A 16,444-nucleotide genomic window follows, 5' to 3' on the forward strand; every position below is an offset into this window, starting at 1 on the left:
CCTGAAATCACGAGCGGGCTACCAGTCAGCCAACCCCCGCGGTAGGAAAGTGTCCGCGATGTCTTGAGACATATGTGTCCGCGATGTCCCGAGACACAACACATCGGGATACGGGTGCGTGGGGCACACGACTCGCCCGCGGGTCGGGTCGTGTGCCCGACACCCCGGCATAGCGGTGCCTGGGGCACACGACCCCCATCACACGCGGCCCTCAGCACCCACCCCCGCAGACAGCACGACGCCGCCGCCCCGGATGACCCGGGGACGGCGGCGTTCGTCGCTACGCGGTGGGCGTCAGCTCGCGGCGCGCGCGGCCTCGGCCTCGGTGCGGGCACCGGTGGTCGACAGGTTGCCGCCCTTGTCCTCCAGGTGCGCGCGGATGAACCAGTGGAACAGCTCGAGCTGGTCGGTCTGGGAGATGAACATGTCCTCCGTGACCGGGTCGAGCTCACCGAGCTCCTTGATCCCGGCGCGGTAGGACTCGATCACGCCCTGGTAGACGAGGTCGAGCGCGCCCAGGTGCTCCTGGGTCGTGGCGCGACCGATCGAGTACTCGTCCCAGGTCCGGTCCGCGACCAGCGCGCCGGGCGTGCCCACCGGGCTGCCGCCCAGGGTGGCGATCCGCTCGGCGAGGTCGTCGGAGAACCCGCGCACGGCGTCGACCTGCGGGTCGAGCATCTCGTGGACGGCGATGAAGTGGGGACCGACCACGTTCCAGTGGACGTGCTTGAGCGTCAGGTGCAGGTCGGTCGTGGCGTTCAGCCGGTCCTGCAGGAGCTCGACGACGCGGACCGCGTCGGACTCGCTGAGGCCGGGGGTCGTGTAGTGCAGCTTCGTCTTCTTGGCCATGACCCACTCCTACCCGCGCGGCCCGACCTCAAACCCCCGCGCGGTCTGGTTTCCACGTCACCCACCTGCCCGAGCCCCGGTTCGGCGCGGCCCGAGCCCCGGTTCGGCGCGGCCCAAGCCCCGGTTCGGCGGGTCAGGAGCCGGAGGCGCGGCGGACGACCTCGCCCTTCGCGTGCGCGGCGGCCTTGAGGTCGGCCTGGAAGGCGGTCATCCGCGCCTGCAGGTCCGGGTCGCCGGCGCCCAGGATCCGTACGGCGAGCAGGCCGGCGTTGCGGGCGCCGCCCACCGCCACGGTCGCGACCGGCACGCCGGCCGGCATCTGCACGATGGAGAGCAGCGAGTCCATGCCGTCGAGGTACTTCAACGGCACCGGCACGCCGATCACCGGCAGCGGCGTCACCGAGGCGAGCATGCCGGGCAGGTGGGCCGCGCCGCCCGCGCCGGCGATGATCACCTCGAGGCCGCGGCCGTGCGCCTGCTTGCCGTAGTCGAGCATCTCCTCGGGCATCCGGTGCGCCGAGACGACGTCGGCCTCGAAGGCGATGTCGAACTCCGCCAGCGCCTGCGCCGCGGCCTCCATCACCGGCCAGTCGGAGTCCGAGCCCATCACGATGCCCACGCGCGCAGTCATGGTCCGCACCCTAGCCAGCGGCCTACTCGCTGTGGTTGCCGAGGTCGCCGCGGAACCAGGCGGCGGCGTGCCGCGCCCGCTCCAGGCAGTCCTCGAGGTCCTCGCCGTAGACGTTGACGTGCCCGACCTTGCGGCCGGGGCGCAGGCCCTTGCCGTACAGGTGCACCCGCAGCTTCGGGTCGCGGGCGAGGGCGTGCGGGTAGCCGTCGTAGAGGCGGCCCACGTCGGGGTTGTCGCCGCCGAGGATGTTGACCATCACCGACCACGTCGCCCGTGGCTCCGGCGAGCCGAGCGGCAGGTCCAGCACCGCGCGCAGGTGGTTCTCGAACTGCGAGGTGACCGCGCCGTCCTGGGTCCAGTGGCCGGTGTTGTGCGGGCGCATCGCCAGTTCGTTGACGAGCACCACCGTCTCGCCGGCGGCGTCGCGGGCCTCGAACAGCTCCACGGCCAGGATGCCGGTGACGCCGAGCTCGCCGGCGATCCGCAGCGCCAGCTGCTGCGCCCTCGCGGCCAGCTCGGGGGCGAGGTCGGGCGCGGGGGCGATCACCTCGTTGCAGACGCCGTCGACCTGGAGCGACGCGGCGACCGGGTACGCCGCGGCCTGGCCGCTCGGCGCGCGGGCGACCAGCGCCGACAGCTCGCGGCTGAAGTCGACGAGCTCCTCGGCCAGCAGCCGGACGCCGGTGCGCCCCGCGGCCGCCAGCGGCTCGTCGATGTCGTCGGCGGTACGGACCACCCACACGCCCTTGCCGTCATACCCGCCGCGGCTGACCTTGAGCACGCAGGGCAGCCCGAACGCCTCGACGTCGGCGTGCGTGGCGACCTCGGCCCACCGCGGCTGCGGCGCGCCGAGCCGGCTCATCGCCTCGCGCATCACGATCTTGTCCTGGGCGTGGACCAGCGCCTCGGGGCCCGGCCGGACGGCGAGCCCGTCCTCCTCCAGCGCGTGCAGGTGCTCGGTGGGCACGTGCTCGTGGTCGAAGGTCACCGCGGCGCAGCCCTCGGTGATCCGGCGCAGGGCGTCCAGGTCGCGGTAGTCGCCCACCTCGTGGTCGCCGATCACCTGGGCGGCGCTGACACCCTCGGCCTCCGCGAGGAGACGGAGCGGTACGCCGAGGGCGACCGCCGGCTGGGCCATCATGCGGGCGAGTTGTCCGCCGCCGATCACGGCGACGCGGGGGGCATGCTCGGACACGCCCGGAGACGCTACTAGAGCGAGGCCCCCACACCACGATCGGCGCCGCGGTCGGTCTCGAACCGCAGCCCGCGGCCCCGGATGGTGGTGATCAGCCGCGGGTCGCGGGTGTCGTCGCCGAGCTTGCGGCGGACCCAGCCGAGGTGCACGTCGATGGTCTTCGACGACGTCCAGAAGTTGACCTGCCAGACGTTGCGCATGAGCTCGTCGCGGGTGACCACGTCACCGGCTCGCTCGATCAGCGCCTGCAGCAGGTCGAACTCCTTGCGGGACAGGTCGAGCTCCCGGTCCGCACGCCACGCCCGGCGGGCGACCGGGTCGAGCCGGACGTCCTGGACCTCGATCACAGCCCACAAGGTAGGCATCGAGACAGCGTGTCGCGGGCGATTTGCAGAAAAGGTCGGCGCAGCAACAACTCACGGACGCCGTACGGCCACCGGCTCGACCACGCCGAAGCCCCGGACCGGCCGGGGCGGCAGCGGGCGGGACTCGATCTGGTCCCGCGGCAGCGCGGCGGCCGTCGCGGCGTCGACGATGATCCGGTTCCGCCGCGCCACGGCGGTCAGCCGCGAGGCCATGTTGACCGGCGGGCCGAAGACGTCGCCGAGCCGCAGCACCACCGAGCCGGTGGCCAGGCCGACCCGCACCTCGGGCATCCGCTTGTCGCGGCCGATCACGTTGATGATCCCCTCGGCGGTGGTGAAGGAACGCATCGGGTCGTCGTTGACGAAGAGCACCGCGTCGCCCATCGACTTGATCAGCCGGCCGTGGTGGCTGCTGATCACGTCGGCGCAGCGGGACTCGAACTTCTCGACGATGTCGCCGATGGCGTCGCGGCTCACCTCGTTGGACAGCGCGGTGAAGCCGACGATGTCGGCGAACCCGACCGTCAGGTGCGTGGTCCCCGGGTCCGCGTCCATCGCGCGGGTCGACTCCATCCGGGTGACCGCGGCCGCCAGGTGCCGCCGCCACGCGTAGGCCATCAGCATCTCGAACCGCGGCCCGTAGCGGGCGAACAGCAGGGACGCGGGCGTCTCGCCGTGGGTGGCCTCCGGGCCGGCCTCGCGGAACAGGTCGTCGGCGCGCCCGGTCAGGGCGCCGACCTCCCAGTCGGCCAGCCGGGCCATCGTGAGCCCGACGCCGCGGGCCACGTTGAGCGCGATGTCCAGGTCCAGCAGGCCCTCGTCGATCACCTCGCCGAGGGTCTGCAGCGCGACGACGTCGGCCTCGGTGTAGGCGCGCACCTCACCGCGGTCGGCGAAGCCGAGCGTGCGCCACAGCCGGCGCGCCTTCTCCACCGGCAGGCCGGCGCGCTCGGCCACCTCCTCCGCGGTGTAGACCGGCGCGGAGCCGAGGAACGTCGCGTCGATGTCCTCCTGGGACGGCCGGGGCACCTCCGTCACGCCGGGCCCCCGGCCCTTGCCGACCGCCGCATCGCCGCTCACACGCCCTCGCTGCCACCGCGGCCGGTGTGGAGCTGGTGCAGCAGCTCGTTGAGCTGGCGCTGGGTCGCCTCCACGTCGGGGATGTCGTTGAGCCGGACCAGCCCGTTCGTCGAGGCGTCGGCGACCAGCAGGCTGCCGCAGCCGAACGGGCGGTCGAGCAGGTGGATCTCGATGGACACGTCGCTGATCCGCGCGAGCGGGATGTCGTGGCCGCGGCGGGTCAGGATCCCGCGCCGGGTGATCAGCCGCCGGTCGGTGAAGGCGTGCACGCTGGTGAGCCAGGTCAGCAACGGCCGCACCGACCACCACAGGATGCCGAGCAGGCAGAGCACCCACACGGTCCTGCTCAGCCACGACTGGTCGACGCGCACCTGGACGAAGACGCCCAGGGCCAGGAACAGCACGAGCACCACGCCCGGCCAGATCAGGGCCTTCGGGTGCTGCCGGGTGCTGATCAGGAGCCGTTCGCCCGGGTTCAGCAGCTTCTTGGAGATCGCCACGGTGCTGATCATCCCACCTCGGCGAAGCCGCCGGCGGCTTCGCCGCCCTAAAGGCACGAAGCGGCTTCGCCGCCCCCAAAAGGCATGGAGCGGCTTCGCCGCGCTCATTGGGTGTTCCGCCCAACCAGGCTCGCTTCGCTCGCGGTGGGGCGGGCAAACGCTCGCAGGCTCGCGTTTGCTTGTCCGACTGGGCTCGGCCGGGCGGGCTCAGCCCCCGGGGCGAACGTGGATCACGTCCCCCGCTCCGACCCGCTCCACCCCTCCGGCGGTCTCCACGACCAGCCGCCCGTCGGGGTCGACGTCGGTGGCGCGACCGGTCAGCGCGCCGCCGCCGGGGAGCTCGACGCGTACGTCGGCGCCGACCGTCGCGCAGCGCCGCACGTAGGAGGCGCGCAGCCCCGCGGTGGCGATCTCGCCGCCGGCCTGCCACGCGTCGAAGCCCTCCCGGATCGCGAGGACCACGGCGGTGAGCACCCGGGTCCGGTCGGGGGCCGCGGCGGGCGCGCCGGCCTCGGCGCGGGCCAGTGCGAGGCTGGTCGCGGTCTCGACGGGCAGCTCCTCGGCGGCCGTCAGCACGTTGATCCCGACGCCGACCACGGCCGCCGCGCCGGACGGCGTCTCGACCCGCTCGACCAGGATGCCGGCGACCTTCCGGGTGCCGATCAGCACGTCGTTGGGCCACTTCACGGCGGCGTCGTACCCGAGCGAGACCAGCGCCTTCGCCACGTTGTGCCCGACCAGCAGCGGCAGCCAGGGCCAGGACGCCGGCGGCACGGTGGGGCGCAGCAGCAGGGAGAAGGTGACCGCGACCCCCGGCGGCGTCTGCCAGGTGCGGTCCAGGCGCCCGCGCCCGGCCGACTGGTGGTCGGCGACGACGAGCAGGCCCTCCGCGGCGCCCTCCCGGGCCCGGGCGGTGGCCACCGCGTTGGTCGACGGCGCCTCGGCGAGGAGCTCGACCTCGAGGTCGGGGTGCGTCGCGAACGCCGCCGCCACCCCCGCGGACTCGAACGGTGGGCGCGCGATCGGCTCGTCGGTCACGGGGACTACCCTGGCGCACGACCACTGAGGAGGCCAAGTGACTGCGCAGCCCGAAGCGACCGGGAACCCGAGCGAGATCGACATCCACACCACCGCCGGCAAGCTCGCCGACCTGGACCGACGTATCGACGAGGCGGTCCACGCGGGCTCGGCCAAGGCTGTCGAGAAGCAGCACGCGAAGGGGCGCCACACCGCTCGCGAGCGGATCGAGATGCTCTTCGACGAGGGTTCGTTCGTCGAGCTCGACGAGCTGGCGCGGCACCGCTCCACGGCGTTCGGGCTGGAGAAGAACCGCCCCTACGGCGACGGCGTGGTGACCGGCTACGGCACCGTCAACGGCCGCCAGGTGTGCGTCTTCTCCCAGGACTTCACCGTCTTCGGCGGCTCGCTGGGCGAGGTGTACGGCGAGAAGATCACCAAGGTCATGGACCTGGCGATCAAGACCGGCTCCCCGATCATCGGCATCAACGAGGGCGCCGGCGCGCGGATCCAGGAGGGCGTCGTCTCCCTGGGCCTGTACGGCGAGATCTTCAAGCGCAACGTGCACGCCTCCGGCGTGATCCCGCAGATCAGCATGATCATGGGCAACTGCGCCGGCGGCCACGTCTACTCCCCCGCGGTCACCGACTTCACGATCATGGTCGACCAGACCTCGGCGATGTTCATCACCGGCCCGGACGTCATCAAGACGGTCACCGGCGAGGACGTCTCCATGGAGGAGCTGGGCGGCGCGCGGACCCACAACACCAAGTCGGGCAACGCGCACTACATGGCCAGCGACGAGGCCGACGCCTTCGAGTACGTCAAGGCGCTGCTGAGCTTCCTGCCGCAGAACAACCTCGACGAGGCGCCGTCCTTCGACGACGTCGCCAACACCGCGGTCAACGACCTGGACCGGGCGCTCGACACGATCATCCCGGACTCGCCGAACCAGCCCTACGACATGCACGACGTGATCACCTCCGTCGTCGACGACGAGGACTTCGTCGAGGTCCAGGAGCTGTTCGCGCCCAACATCATCGTCGGCTTCGGCCGGGTCGAGGGCCAGTCGGTCGGCGTGGTCGCGAACCAGCCGATGCAGTTCGCCGGCACCCTGGACATCGACGCCTCGGAGAAGGCGGCCCGCTTCGTCCGCTTCTGCGACGCCTTCAACATCCCGGTGCTGACGTTCGTGGACGTCCCCGGCTTCCTCCCGGGCACCGACCAGGAGTGGACCGGCATCATCCGGCGCGGCGCGAAGCTGATCTACGCCTACGCCGAGGCCACCGTCCCGCTGGTCACGATCATCACCCGCAAGGCCTACGGCGGCGCCTACGACGTGATGGGCTCCAAGCACCTCGGCGCCGACATCAACCTGGCGTGGCCGACCGCGCAGATCGCGGTGATGGGCGCGCAGGGCGCGGCCAACATCGTGCACCGCAAGACGCTGGCCGCCGTCGAGGCCGAGGGCGGCGACGTCGAGGCCAAGCGCGCCGAGCTGATCGACGAGTACGAGACCACGCTGGCCAACCCCTACATCGCGGCCGAGCGGGGCTACGTCGACGCGGTCATCCAGCCGCACGAGACCCGGGTCGAGGTCGTCCGCGCGCTGCGCCTGCTGCGCACCAAGCGGGAGACCCTGCCGCCGAAGAAGCACGGGAACATCCCGCTGTGACCGACCATTCGCCGACGAAGGAGGCCTGAATGGTCGGAACAGAGGACAGCGCTCGCGAAGCGAGCCCGAAGCCCTTCCTGCACGTGGTGCAGCCCGACGCGACGCCGGAGGAGATCGCCGCCCTCGTCGCGGTCTTCTCCGCGATCGGCGGCGGCACCGTCGAGCCGCCGGCCCCGCGCTCGCTGTGGGCCTCCCCGGCCCGGCGGGTGCGGACGGCGCCCGGCGCCGGCATCGCGGCCGGGCGCGGCGCCTGGCGCGCCAGCGGCCTGCCCCGCTGACCCGGTCCGGCCACGTGGGACGGGGGTCCCGACCCCCTGGTCCGACGTGACCATCCGGACACCGTCGACCGAGCGGACTTGAGGCCACGGCCTCAAGTCCGTTCGTCGTCGCGCCGAAGTCTCCCCCGAGCACCATGGGGGGACTGCTGTGGCCGGACGCCGACTGACCTGCGCGATCGCGACGATCGCCGTGGCGTCGTACCCGCTGCTCTCCGCCGGCACCCCCGCCACCGCGCGCCCCAGCGAGGGGTTCTCCGCGCGGTTGGAGCGCGCCGCGCTGCTCACCGGGATCGACGTCACCGAGCTGCGGCGGCGCATGTCCGCCGACGTCACCCTCGGCGTCACCGAGGAGGGGCGGCTCCACTACACCGAGCCCGCGGCGAACGCCGCCGAGGCCGAGGCGCCCGCACCGGAGCCGCAGGCCGTGACCAGCCTGGCTTCCACCTTCACCCTGCACAGCAACCCCGGGGCGACCTACACGATCCTGCTCGACTTCGACGGCGAGCGGGTCGCCGGGACCGGGTGGAACTCCGCGGCGAAGCTGCCCGCGATGACGCACCCCGCCTGGGACCCGGCCGGCGACGGCCCGGCCTTCAGCGCCTCCGAGCGCACCCTCGTCCAGGACGTGTGGCGCCGGGTGGCCGAGGACTACGCCCCCTTCGACGTCGACGTCACCACCGAGGACCCCGGCGCGGCCGGGCTCGAGCGCGGCAGCAGCGCCGACACGACGTACGGCGTGCGGATGCTGATCTCGCCGTCGGACACCGCGGTGGAGACGCTGTGCACCTATTGCGGCGGCATCGCGTTCATGGACGTCTTCGACATGCTCAACAACGCCTACCGGATCGGCTGGGTCTTCCCGCAGGCCCTCTACGACAACCCGAAGTACATCGCCGACGCCGCCGCCCACGAGGCCGGCCACACCCTGGGCCTGGCCCACGACGGGCACGGCAGCGACGCGTACTACGAGGGCCACGACGCGTGGGGGCCGATCATGGGCGCGGGCTACCTGCGGCCGGTCACGCAGTTCAGCAAGGGCGACTACGCGAAGGCCACCAACACCGAGGACGACCTCGCGATCCTGACCGGGCTGCTCGGCCAGCGCCCCGACGAGGCCGGCACCGGCATCGCCGACGCCGCGCCGCTCGGCTCCGGCGCGGGCATCATCACGAACCGCAAGGACAAGGACACCTACGCGCTCGGCACCTGCACCGGCCCGCTGACGGTGACCGCGGTCCCCGGCGAGACCGGGGCCAACCTCGACATCGAGCTCACCCTGCTCGACGCCGCCGGGGCGGTCGTCGACTCCGACGACCCCGCCGTGGTGCGCCGCAGCACCGCCCAGGCGACCGGGCTGGACGCCGAGGTGGGCGTCGGCAGCGCGACCGGCGCCTACTACGTCCGCGTCGACGGCGTCGGCCACGGCACCGCGACCACCGGCTACAACGACTACGGCAGCATCGGCGCCTACCAGCTCACGGTCGACGGCACCTGCGCCGACTCCACCGACCCGGTCGACCCGACCGACCCGGGCGTCGAGGAGCCCGCGGAGGAGACCGACGGCACCGGCACGGCCGCCACCACGCAGGAGGTTGCCGGCGCGACGATCACCCTGAGCGCTCCGCGGCGGGCCCGGGCCGGGACGCGGCCGCGGGTGGTCGTCGAGGTCGAGCGGACCGCCACCGACGGCGTCGAGGACGCGCGGGGTCAGGTCCGGTTCCGGCTCGGCAAGCGCACGGTGCGCACGGTCCGGCTCTCCGACGGCACCGCCCGGATCCGGCTCCCCCGCCTGGCCCGCAGCCGCCCCACCCAGGTGCTGCGCGCGACCTACCGGGGCAACGCGCTGACCGAGTCGGCGCGGGCCCACCAGCGCCTCCGGATCCTGCGGCGACGCTGACGGCACGGCGCCCCTGGGACCTGTCGGCGGGGTCTCCTAGGCTGGCGCCATGACGCGACCAGTCGACGCCCGTAGCGACCAGTTCGTCGAGGACCTCTGCGCCCTCGACCCCGTGGCGGCGACCTTCGCCGGGATCCCCGGCAGCGACCACCTCCTGCCCGACCTCTCCCCCGACGGGTACGACGCGCGCGACGAGCTGCACCGCCGGGCGCTGGCCGACGTCGCCGCCCTGACCGCCACCGACGCCCGGGAGAAGGTCGCCCAGGACGCGTTCACCGAGCGCGTCGGGCTGACCGTGGAGCGCGCCGACCAGAAGGTCGACCGCAGCGAGGTCTCGGTGATCAGCAGCGCGCTGCACGAGATCCGCGAGGTCTTCGACCTGATGCCCACCGAGACCGCCGAGCAGTGGGACGCGATCGGCGAGCGGCTGGCCGCGATCCCGGCGGCGCTGGACGGCTACCGGACCACGCTCTCCGCCGAGGCGGACGCCGGCCGCGTCTCGGCGCGCCGCCAGTACCTGAAGGTGGCCGACCAGATCCGCGGCTGGACCGGGCAGCAGGGTGCCGGCGGCGACTTCTTCAAGAACCTCGTGGCGCCCGCCCCCGACGCTCAGCGCGAGCGGCTGCTCGCCGCCGCCGAGCAGGCCTCGGCGGCCTGCGCGGAGCTCGGCCGCTTCACCGAGACCGACCTGGCCCCGCGGGGCCGGGAGGTCGACGGCGTCGGCCGCGACCACTACGCGCTCGCCTCCCGCTACTTCCTCGGCGCCGAGGTCGACCTGGAGGAGACCTACCGCTGGGGCTGGGAGGAGCTCAAGCGGATCGAGGACGACATGGCCGCCACCGCCGGGCGGATCGTCACCGGCGGCTCGATCGACGACGCGGTCAAGGCGCTCGACGCCGACCCAGCCCGCGACCTGGGCAGCCGCGAGGCCTTCGAGGCCTGGATGCAGCGGAAGGCCGACGACATCCTGGCCAGCTTCGACGGCGTCCACTTCGACATCGCCGACCCGATCCGGACCATCGCCTGCAAGGTGGCCCCGATCAACGACGGCGGCGCCTGGTACACGCCGCCCTCGGAGGACTTCTCCCGGCCCGGCACCATGTGGTTCTCCTTCACCGACGACCACAAGATCTACTCGACGTGGCGCGAGACGACGACCGTGTTCCACGAGGGCGTCCCCGGCCACCACCTGCAGTGCGCGCAGGTGGTGCACCGCGCCGACCTGCTCAACCGCTGGCAGCGGCTGATGTGCTGGGTCAGCGGCCACGGCGAGGGCTGGGCGCTCTACTCCGAGCGCCTGATGGACGAGCTCGGCTACTTCGCCGACCCGGGCGACCGGCTCGGCTTCCTCGACATGCAGGGCTTCCGCGCCGCCCGGGTGGTCGTCGACATCGGCGTCCACCTCGGGCTGACCATCCCGACCGACAACCCGTTCGGCTGGCGCGGCGGCGAGACCTGGGACGCCGACCTGGTCTACGAGTTCATGCGCGCCCACTCCCGGATGGACGACGGCTCGCTGCGGTTCGAGGTGAACCGGTACCTCGGCTGGCCGGGCCAGGCGCCGTCGTACAAGGTCGGCGAGCGGATCTGGCTGCAGGCCCGCGACGAGGTGCGGGCCCGCAAGGGCGACGCGTTCGACCTCAAGCAGTTCCACACGGACGCGCTGAACCTCGGCTCGATCGGCCTGGACCCGCTCAAGGCCGCGCTCGCCCGCCTGTGAGCGGGGCGCCGTCACGATGGGCTCCGGACCGCGACGCCTGAGCCGCGCCGAGGCGCGCCGGGTCGCGGTCCGGGCCCAGCTGCTCGACGAGCCGCGGCCGGAGTCGCTGGTCGCGGTCGTCGACCACCTCACCGGGCTGCAGGTCGACCCCACCGCGGCGATCGCGCCCAACGTCGACCTGGTGGCGTGGAGCAGGCTCGGCGACGCCTACGCGCCCTCGGACCTCCGCTTCGCCCTGGAGGAGGAGCGCTCCCTGGCCGAGCACTTCTCGTTCGTCCGCCCGATGGCGGACGTCGGGCTGCTGCTGGCCACCGCCGACGACATCGTCCACCCCCGCGCCCGGGAGTGGCTGGCGGCCAACGCCGGCTTCCGCGCCGACGTGCTGGCGCTGCTGGCCGACGAGGGGCCGCTGACCGCGGCGCAGGTCCCCGACACCTGCCAGGTGCCGTGGGAGTCGTCGGGCTGGAACGACACGAAGAACGTCAACCGCCTCCTCGACCTGCTCTGCCGCACCGGCGAGGTGGCGGTCAGCGGCCGGCGCGGGCGGCTGCGCACCTGGGACCTGCCGGACCGGGTCTACCCGTCCGACCTGGTCGTCCCGCCGTACGACGTCGCGCGGGCCGAGCTGGACCGCCGCCGCCTCACCGCGACCGGGATCGCGCGGGAGCGGTCCGCGGGCAACACCGGCGAGGAGCTCGGGTCCGGCGGGCTCGGCGTGCCGTGCCTGGTCGAGGGCGCCTCGGGTGAGTGGCGGGTCGACCCGGAGGCCCTCGACGCGCTCGACGACCCCCACGACCCGTTCACCGGGCGCACCGCGCTGCTCTCCCCCTTCGACCGGCTGGTCTACGACCGGGACCGGGCGCTGGAGCTGTTCGACTTCGAGTACGTGCTGGAGATGTACAAGCCCGCGGCGAAGCGCCGCTGGGGCTACTTCGCGCTGCCCATCCTCGCCGGCGACCGCCTGGTCGGGAAGCTCGACGCCAAGGCGGACCGCAAGGCCGGGGTGCTGCGGGTCAACGCCGTGCACCAGGACGGGCCGTGGTCGCCGGAGACCGCCGATGCCGTGGACGCCGAGATCGCGGCGCTCGCGGAGTGGCTGGGCGCCGAGGTCGTCACCGGCTGATCCCGCCTACCTCGCCGGCCAGCTGCCCCACCCGCCACCGCCGAACATGCTGCGCCACAGGGTCGCGGGGTGGGTGTCGTCGACCAGCCAGACCGCAGGCATGCCGGAGCCGGGGTCCTCGAACCCGACGACCCGGGGCCCGACGCTGTCGGCGCTGCCGGTCGGCGAGCGGTGGGGGCGACCCAGGCTGTCCCCGTCGAGGACGTACACCCCCGTCTCGGTCTCGGTGCCGTCCGGCCCCAGCCGGCTCCCCTGGATCCGCAGCTCGCCCTCCCAGACGAAGCCGGCGCTGGCGTTCGCCGCCGCCGGGTACACCGTGACGGGGTCGCCGACCGGATCGACGGTCGCCCACGTCGTACCGCCCGGCTCCCAGCGGTGCACGGACAGGAGACGGTTGTCGACCACGTCGGTCTCCAGGACCACCAGCGGCTCCGACCCGCCGGTCGGGACCATCGAGAGACTGGTCAGCACGCCGGCCTCGACGGTCTCGGGGACCGCGGGCGTCCACGACCACTCCCCGCCACCGTCCTCCGACCAGGCGTAGCGCGTCCCCGCGCTGTCGGCGCTCCGCACCAGCGCACTGATCCGGCCCTCGCCGATCGCCACGGACTGGGCGCCCAGGCCCAGCGGCTCGTCCTCGCCCGGCAGGCTCACGGGGTGGCCGACGCCGGCGCCCGGGTCGACGGCCCACAGCACCTGACGCCCGTCGGCGACGCCCGCGACGGCCACCTCTCCGGCCTCGGCCGGGCCCGGCTCGTCCGCCAGGCCGACCTCCCGCACCGACCCGTCGACCTCGAGCAGCCAGGGGCCCCGACCTTCGTCGTCGGCGAAGGCGGGGCTGACCACGAAGGGCCCGTCGTCGCCGGCCGCGGTGACGTCCACCGTGGTCGGGAAGGCCACGACGGCCCGTGACTCGAACTCGTCGGCGGTCACCGCGACCACCATCGCCGAGCGGCCCTGCCACGCCACGGCGAGCGTGGACGGGGCCCCCGCCCCCGCGGCCACGGAGCGGACCCACGACCCGTCGGGCACCGTCCGCACGGCCCGGACCCCGTCGGCGTGTCCGGGCGCCGGCATCTGCGCCGGGGGCGGCATGGCACCGATCGTGCCCGAGAGCAGCTGCGCGACGCCGACGGCGCCGGCCACCACGAGTGCGGCCGCGCCCAGGGCCGCGGCTCGGCGGCGGATCCGCCGGCGATCGCCGCGAGCACGGACCGCGTCGAACGACGGGACGCGGGCCGCCCGAGCCGCCTCGGAGGCGGTCGCGCCGCCGTCGTCCGCGAGGCGCGCGTCGAGATCAGACATGGGTTCCTCCCACCGCGTCGGACTGCGGGCCGTTCTCGTTCTCGCCCGGTGTTCCCGGTCGGTCGCCCGGATCGTGGCCGGACGCGTCGAGCAGCGCGCCGAGCGCCGCGCGGCCCCGGCTCAGCCGGGCCTTGACGGTGCCTTCCGCGACCCCCAGCGTCGCGGCCACCTCCCGCACCGGGAGGTCGGCCAGGTAGTGCAGGGCGAGCGCCTCCCGCTGCCCTGCGGGCAGCCGGCGGAGCGCGGCGACCAGCGCCATCCGGTCGTCGCTGAGGCCGTCGCGGTGCTCGGCCGGCGGTGGCGGCGTGCGGCGCAGGATCCTGTCGCCGAGCTCGCGCCGCCGGTGCCGGCTGCGGGCGACGTTGACCGCGACGGTGCGCAGCCACGCCTCCGGGTTGTCCAGCCGCTCGAACGCCCGCCGTCGGTCCACGGCGCGCGCGAACGCCTCCGCCACCGCCTCCTCCGCCTCGCCCAGGTCCCCACAGACGCCGTACAGCTGGCCGACCAGGCGTCGGTAGCAGGCGTCGAAGCAGGTCCGGATCGGGTCGGGAGCACTCCCCGGTCCACCCTTCACACGTCCTCCTCGGCTCGTCCTCACCCCGTACGACCCACGGCGCCGCTGGGAGGTTGCACCGGGCTAACCGGGATCTCGGACACGGGTCACGCGGGCAGGTGCCGGGGCGGGACCGGCCGTGCGTAGGCTCGGCGCGTGCCGACCTTCGTCCTGGCCTCCGCCTCCCCCGCCCGACTCAAGGTGCTCCGGCAGGCGGGCCTGGACCCGCACGTCATCGTGTCGGGGGTGGACGAGTCGGTCCTCTCCGACCTGGCGCCCGCACCGCTGGCCCTCGGGCTGGCCGAGCTGAAGTGCGGCGCCGTCGCGTCGCTGCCGGAGGTGGCGGCGGGTGCGCTCGTGCTCGGCTGCGACTCGGTGCTCGAGCTCGACGGCGCGGCGCTGGGCAAGCCCGCGGACGACTCGGAGGCGGTCGCGCGCTGGCAGGCGATGCGCGGGCGCGCGGGCGTCCTGCACACCGGGCACTGCCTGCGGGTGGCCGGCAGCGACCAGGTCGCCACCGCCGTGGCGTCGACGACCGTCCGGTTCGCCGACGTCACCGACGCCGAGATCGCGGCGTACGTCGCCTCCGGGGAGCCGCTGCACGTCGCCGGCGCCTTCACGATCGACGGCCTGGGCGGCGCGTTCATCGACGGCATCGAGGGCGACCACCACAACGTGATCGGGGTCAGCCTGCCGCTGCTGCGGACGATGACCACGGTGCTCGGGTTCGCCTGGACGGACCTCTGGTCGGCGCCGGCGAGCTGATCCCAGGCGCCTCAGCGGTCACACCGGACAGGTGGTTCGGTTGCTTGACGGGCGCTGCAATGCCTGTCAAGCGTCGGAATCACCGGTCGACCGGTGATTCCGACGGCGCCCTCACTCGACCGGAAGCCCCAACCCCCGCGCGATCAGCATCCGCTGCACCTCGGACGTCCCCTCGCCGATCTCCAGGATCTTGGCGTCGCGGTAGAACCGCGCGACGGGGTACTCCTCCATGAAGCCGTAGCCACCGAAGACCTGGGTGGCGATCCGGGTGGCGGTGACGGCGGACTCCGAGGAGTAGAGCTTGGCGACCGAGGCGGCGCGCTTGAACTCGCCGACCGACGGCGCGGAGGAGTCGCCGCGCAGCATCGCGTCCTTCATCGCCGCGGCCTTGTAGGTGAGCAGGCGCGACGCCTGGAGCATCACCTCGAGGTCGGCGATCTGGAAGGCGACGCCCTGCTTGCGGCCGATCGGTCCGCCGAAGGTCTGCCGCTCGCCGGCGTACGCGACGCACTGGTCGAGGCAGGCCTGGATCAGGCCGACGGCGAGCGCGCTGATCGCGACCCGGCCGTCGTCGAGGGTGGCGAGGAACTGGGCGTAGCCGCGGCCGCGCTCGCCGAGCAGGTTCGTCCCCGGCACCCGGACGTCGGTGAGGGATAGCGGGTGGGTGTCGGAGATGTTCCAGCCGAGCTTGTCGTAGGCGGGCTCGGCGACGAAGCCGGGCGTGCCCGCCGGGACGATGATCGCGGAGATCTCCGGGGAGCCGTCCGCGCGGGTGCCGGTGCGCGCGGTGACGGTGACCACCGAGGTGATCTCGGAGCCGGAGTTGGTGATGAACTGCTTGCCACCGTTGACCACCCACTCCCCCGAGGCCGGGTCGAGCTCGGCGCGGGTGCGGGTGGCGCCGGCGTCGGAGCCCGCGCCCGGCTCGGTCAGCCCGAAGCCGGCGAGCCGCTGACCGGCGACCAGGTCGGGCAGCCAGGCCTTCCGCTGCTCGTCGGTGCCGTAGGTCAGGATCGGGTTGATGCCGAGGCCGACGGCGGCCTCCAGCGTGATGCCCAGGGACTGGTCGACGCGGCCGATCTCCTCGATCGCCACGCACAGCGAGGTGAAGTCCCCGTCCTCCCCGGCGCCGCCGTACTCCTCCGGCGCGGTGAGGCCCATCAGTCCGAGGGCACCCATCTTCTGCACCACGTCGACCGGGAAGTGGTGGGCGCGGTCCCACCCCGCGACGTGCGGGGCGATCTCCGCCTCGGCGAACTCCCGCACGCTGCGGCGGAACTCCTCGTGCTCACGGGACAGCTCGAACGCGCTCATGGAGGCATCGTAGCCACTTGGTTAGCGATTGTTAACCACCCGGGCGGTCGTCTCCCTCGCCCGCTCACTGGTCCCGCCGTCCACCGGCCACAGGGACCGCCTAGACTCCGCCACGGCGCTCCCTTCCCGGCCGTTCCAGCGGCCTGCGGCGGCGGAGCACCGACATCCACACCCCGT

Annotated in this window: 16 protein-coding genes; 6 read left to right on the plus strand and 10 right to left on the minus strand. The window is 73.5% G+C overall.

Annotation, left to right across the window (positions count from 1 at the left end):
- Positions 1–294 precede the first annotated feature (294 nt).
- The 7 genes from dps to ABLM29_RS14950 form a co-directional block, all read right to left on the minus strand.
- On the minus strand, positions 295–849 hold the full coding sequence (gene dps, locus ABLM29_RS14920; protein ID WP_349714917.1) for a DNA starvation/stationary phase protection protein Dps: 555 nt from the start codon (positions 847–849) through the stop codon (positions 295–297).
- A gap of 133 nt (positions 850–982) precedes the next feature.
- Positions 983–1,480: a 5-(carboxyamino)imidazole ribonucleotide mutase gene (gene purE / locus ABLM29_RS14925; protein ID WP_349714918.1), complete on the minus strand. Its 498-nt coding sequence runs from the start codon at positions 1,478–1,480 to the stop codon at positions 983–985.
- Between the two features lie 22 nt (positions 1,481–1,502).
- Positions 1,503–2,675: a 5-(carboxyamino)imidazole ribonucleotide synthase gene (locus ABLM29_RS14930; protein ID WP_349714920.1), complete on the minus strand. Its 1,173-nt coding sequence runs from the start codon at positions 2,673–2,675 to the stop codon at positions 1,503–1,505.
- A 14-nt stretch (positions 2,676–2,689) separates the two neighbouring features.
- Positions 2,690–3,022, minus strand: coding sequence for a winged helix-turn-helix domain-containing protein (locus ABLM29_RS14935; protein WP_349714921.1), 333 nt, complete (start codon positions 3,020–3,022; stop codon positions 2,690–2,692).
- A gap of 69 nt (positions 3,023–3,091) precedes the next feature.
- Positions 3,092–4,120, minus strand: a complete 1,029-nt coding sequence (locus tag ABLM29_RS14940; RefSeq protein ID WP_349714923.1) for an adenylate/guanylate cyclase domain-containing protein — start codon at positions 4,118–4,120, stop codon at positions 3,092–3,094.
- Entirely contained in the window at positions 4,117–4,632 is a 516-nt protein-coding gene (locus ABLM29_RS14945; protein WP_349714924.1) for a PH domain-containing protein, read from the minus strand. The genes ABLM29_RS14940 and ABLM29_RS14945 overlap by 4 nt, the downstream gene beginning before the upstream one ends.
- Before the next feature lie 195 nt (positions 4,633–4,827).
- Positions 4,828–5,658 carry a biotin--[acetyl-CoA-carboxylase] ligase gene (locus tag ABLM29_RS14950; RefSeq protein WP_349714925.1) on the minus strand — a complete coding sequence of 277 codons (831 nt, stop codon included), beginning with the start codon at positions 5,656–5,658 and terminating at the stop codon, positions 4,828–4,830.
- Between the two features lie 37 nt (positions 5,659–5,695).
- On the opposite strand from ABLM29_RS14950, the gene ABLM29_RS14955 reads away from it, so the two are divergent.
- From ABLM29_RS14955 to ABLM29_RS14975, 5 genes are all read left to right on the plus strand, one after another.
- Entirely contained in the window at positions 5,696–7,312 is a 1,617-nt protein-coding gene (locus tag ABLM29_RS14955) for an acyl-CoA carboxylase subunit beta (RefSeq protein ID WP_349714926.1), read from the plus strand.
- Positions 7,313–7,341: 29 nt separating this feature from the next.
- Positions 7,342–7,590 carry an acyl-CoA carboxylase subunit epsilon gene (locus tag ABLM29_RS14960; protein WP_349714927.1) on the plus strand — a complete coding sequence of 83 codons (249 nt, stop codon included), beginning with the start codon at positions 7,342–7,344 and terminating at the stop codon, positions 7,588–7,590.
- A gap of 148 nt (positions 7,591–7,738) precedes the next feature.
- Entirely contained in the window at positions 7,739–9,487 is a 1,749-nt protein-coding gene (locus ABLM29_RS14965; protein ID WP_349714928.1) for a zinc metalloprotease, read from the plus strand.
- A 49-nt stretch (positions 9,488–9,536) separates the two neighbouring features.
- Positions 9,537–11,207, plus strand: coding sequence for a DUF885 domain-containing protein (locus ABLM29_RS14970; protein ID WP_349714929.1), 1,671 nt, complete (start codon positions 9,537–9,539; stop codon positions 11,205–11,207).
- Positions 11,208–11,223: 16 nt separating this feature from the next.
- On the plus strand, positions 11,224–12,330 hold the full coding sequence (locus ABLM29_RS14975) for a DNA glycosylase AlkZ-like family protein (protein WP_349714930.1): 1,107 nt from the start codon (positions 11,224–11,226) through the stop codon (positions 12,328–12,330).
- A gap of 6 nt (positions 12,331–12,336) precedes the next feature.
- On the opposite strand, the gene ABLM29_RS14980 is transcribed toward ABLM29_RS14975, so the two are convergent.
- Both ABLM29_RS14980 and ABLM29_RS14985 read right to left on the minus strand, forming a co-directional pair.
- Positions 12,337–13,635 (minus strand): hypothetical protein, encoded by a 1,299-nt coding sequence (locus ABLM29_RS14980; RefSeq protein WP_349714931.1) that lies wholly within the window; start codon positions 13,633–13,635, stop codon positions 12,337–12,339.
- Positions 13,628–14,209, minus strand: coding sequence for a sigma-70 family RNA polymerase sigma factor (locus tag ABLM29_RS14985; RefSeq protein ID WP_349714932.1), 582 nt, complete (start codon positions 14,207–14,209; stop codon positions 13,628–13,630). Before ABLM29_RS14985 ends, ABLM29_RS14980 begins: the two co-directional genes overlap by 8 nt.
- 135 nt (positions 14,210–14,344) lie before the next feature.
- On the opposite strand from ABLM29_RS14985, the gene ABLM29_RS14990 reads away from it, so the two are divergent.
- Positions 14,345–14,953: a Maf family protein gene (locus tag ABLM29_RS14990; protein ID WP_349714933.1), complete on the plus strand. Its 609-nt coding sequence runs from the start codon at positions 14,345–14,347 to the stop codon at positions 14,951–14,953.
- 111 nt (positions 14,954–15,064) lie between these two features.
- Here the strand turns inward: ABLM29_RS14990 and ABLM29_RS14995 are convergent, their stop codons facing one another.
- On the minus strand, positions 15,065–16,267 hold the full coding sequence (locus ABLM29_RS14995; protein WP_349714934.1) for an acyl-CoA dehydrogenase family protein: 1,203 nt from the start codon (positions 16,265–16,267) through the stop codon (positions 15,065–15,067).
- Positions 16,268–16,444 lie beyond the last annotated feature (177 nt).

It is taken from the genome of Nocardioides sp. YIM 152588, assembly GCF_040191335.1.
Taxonomy (GTDB): domain Bacteria; phylum Actinomycetota; class Actinomycetes; order Propionibacteriales; family Nocardioidaceae; genus Nocardioides.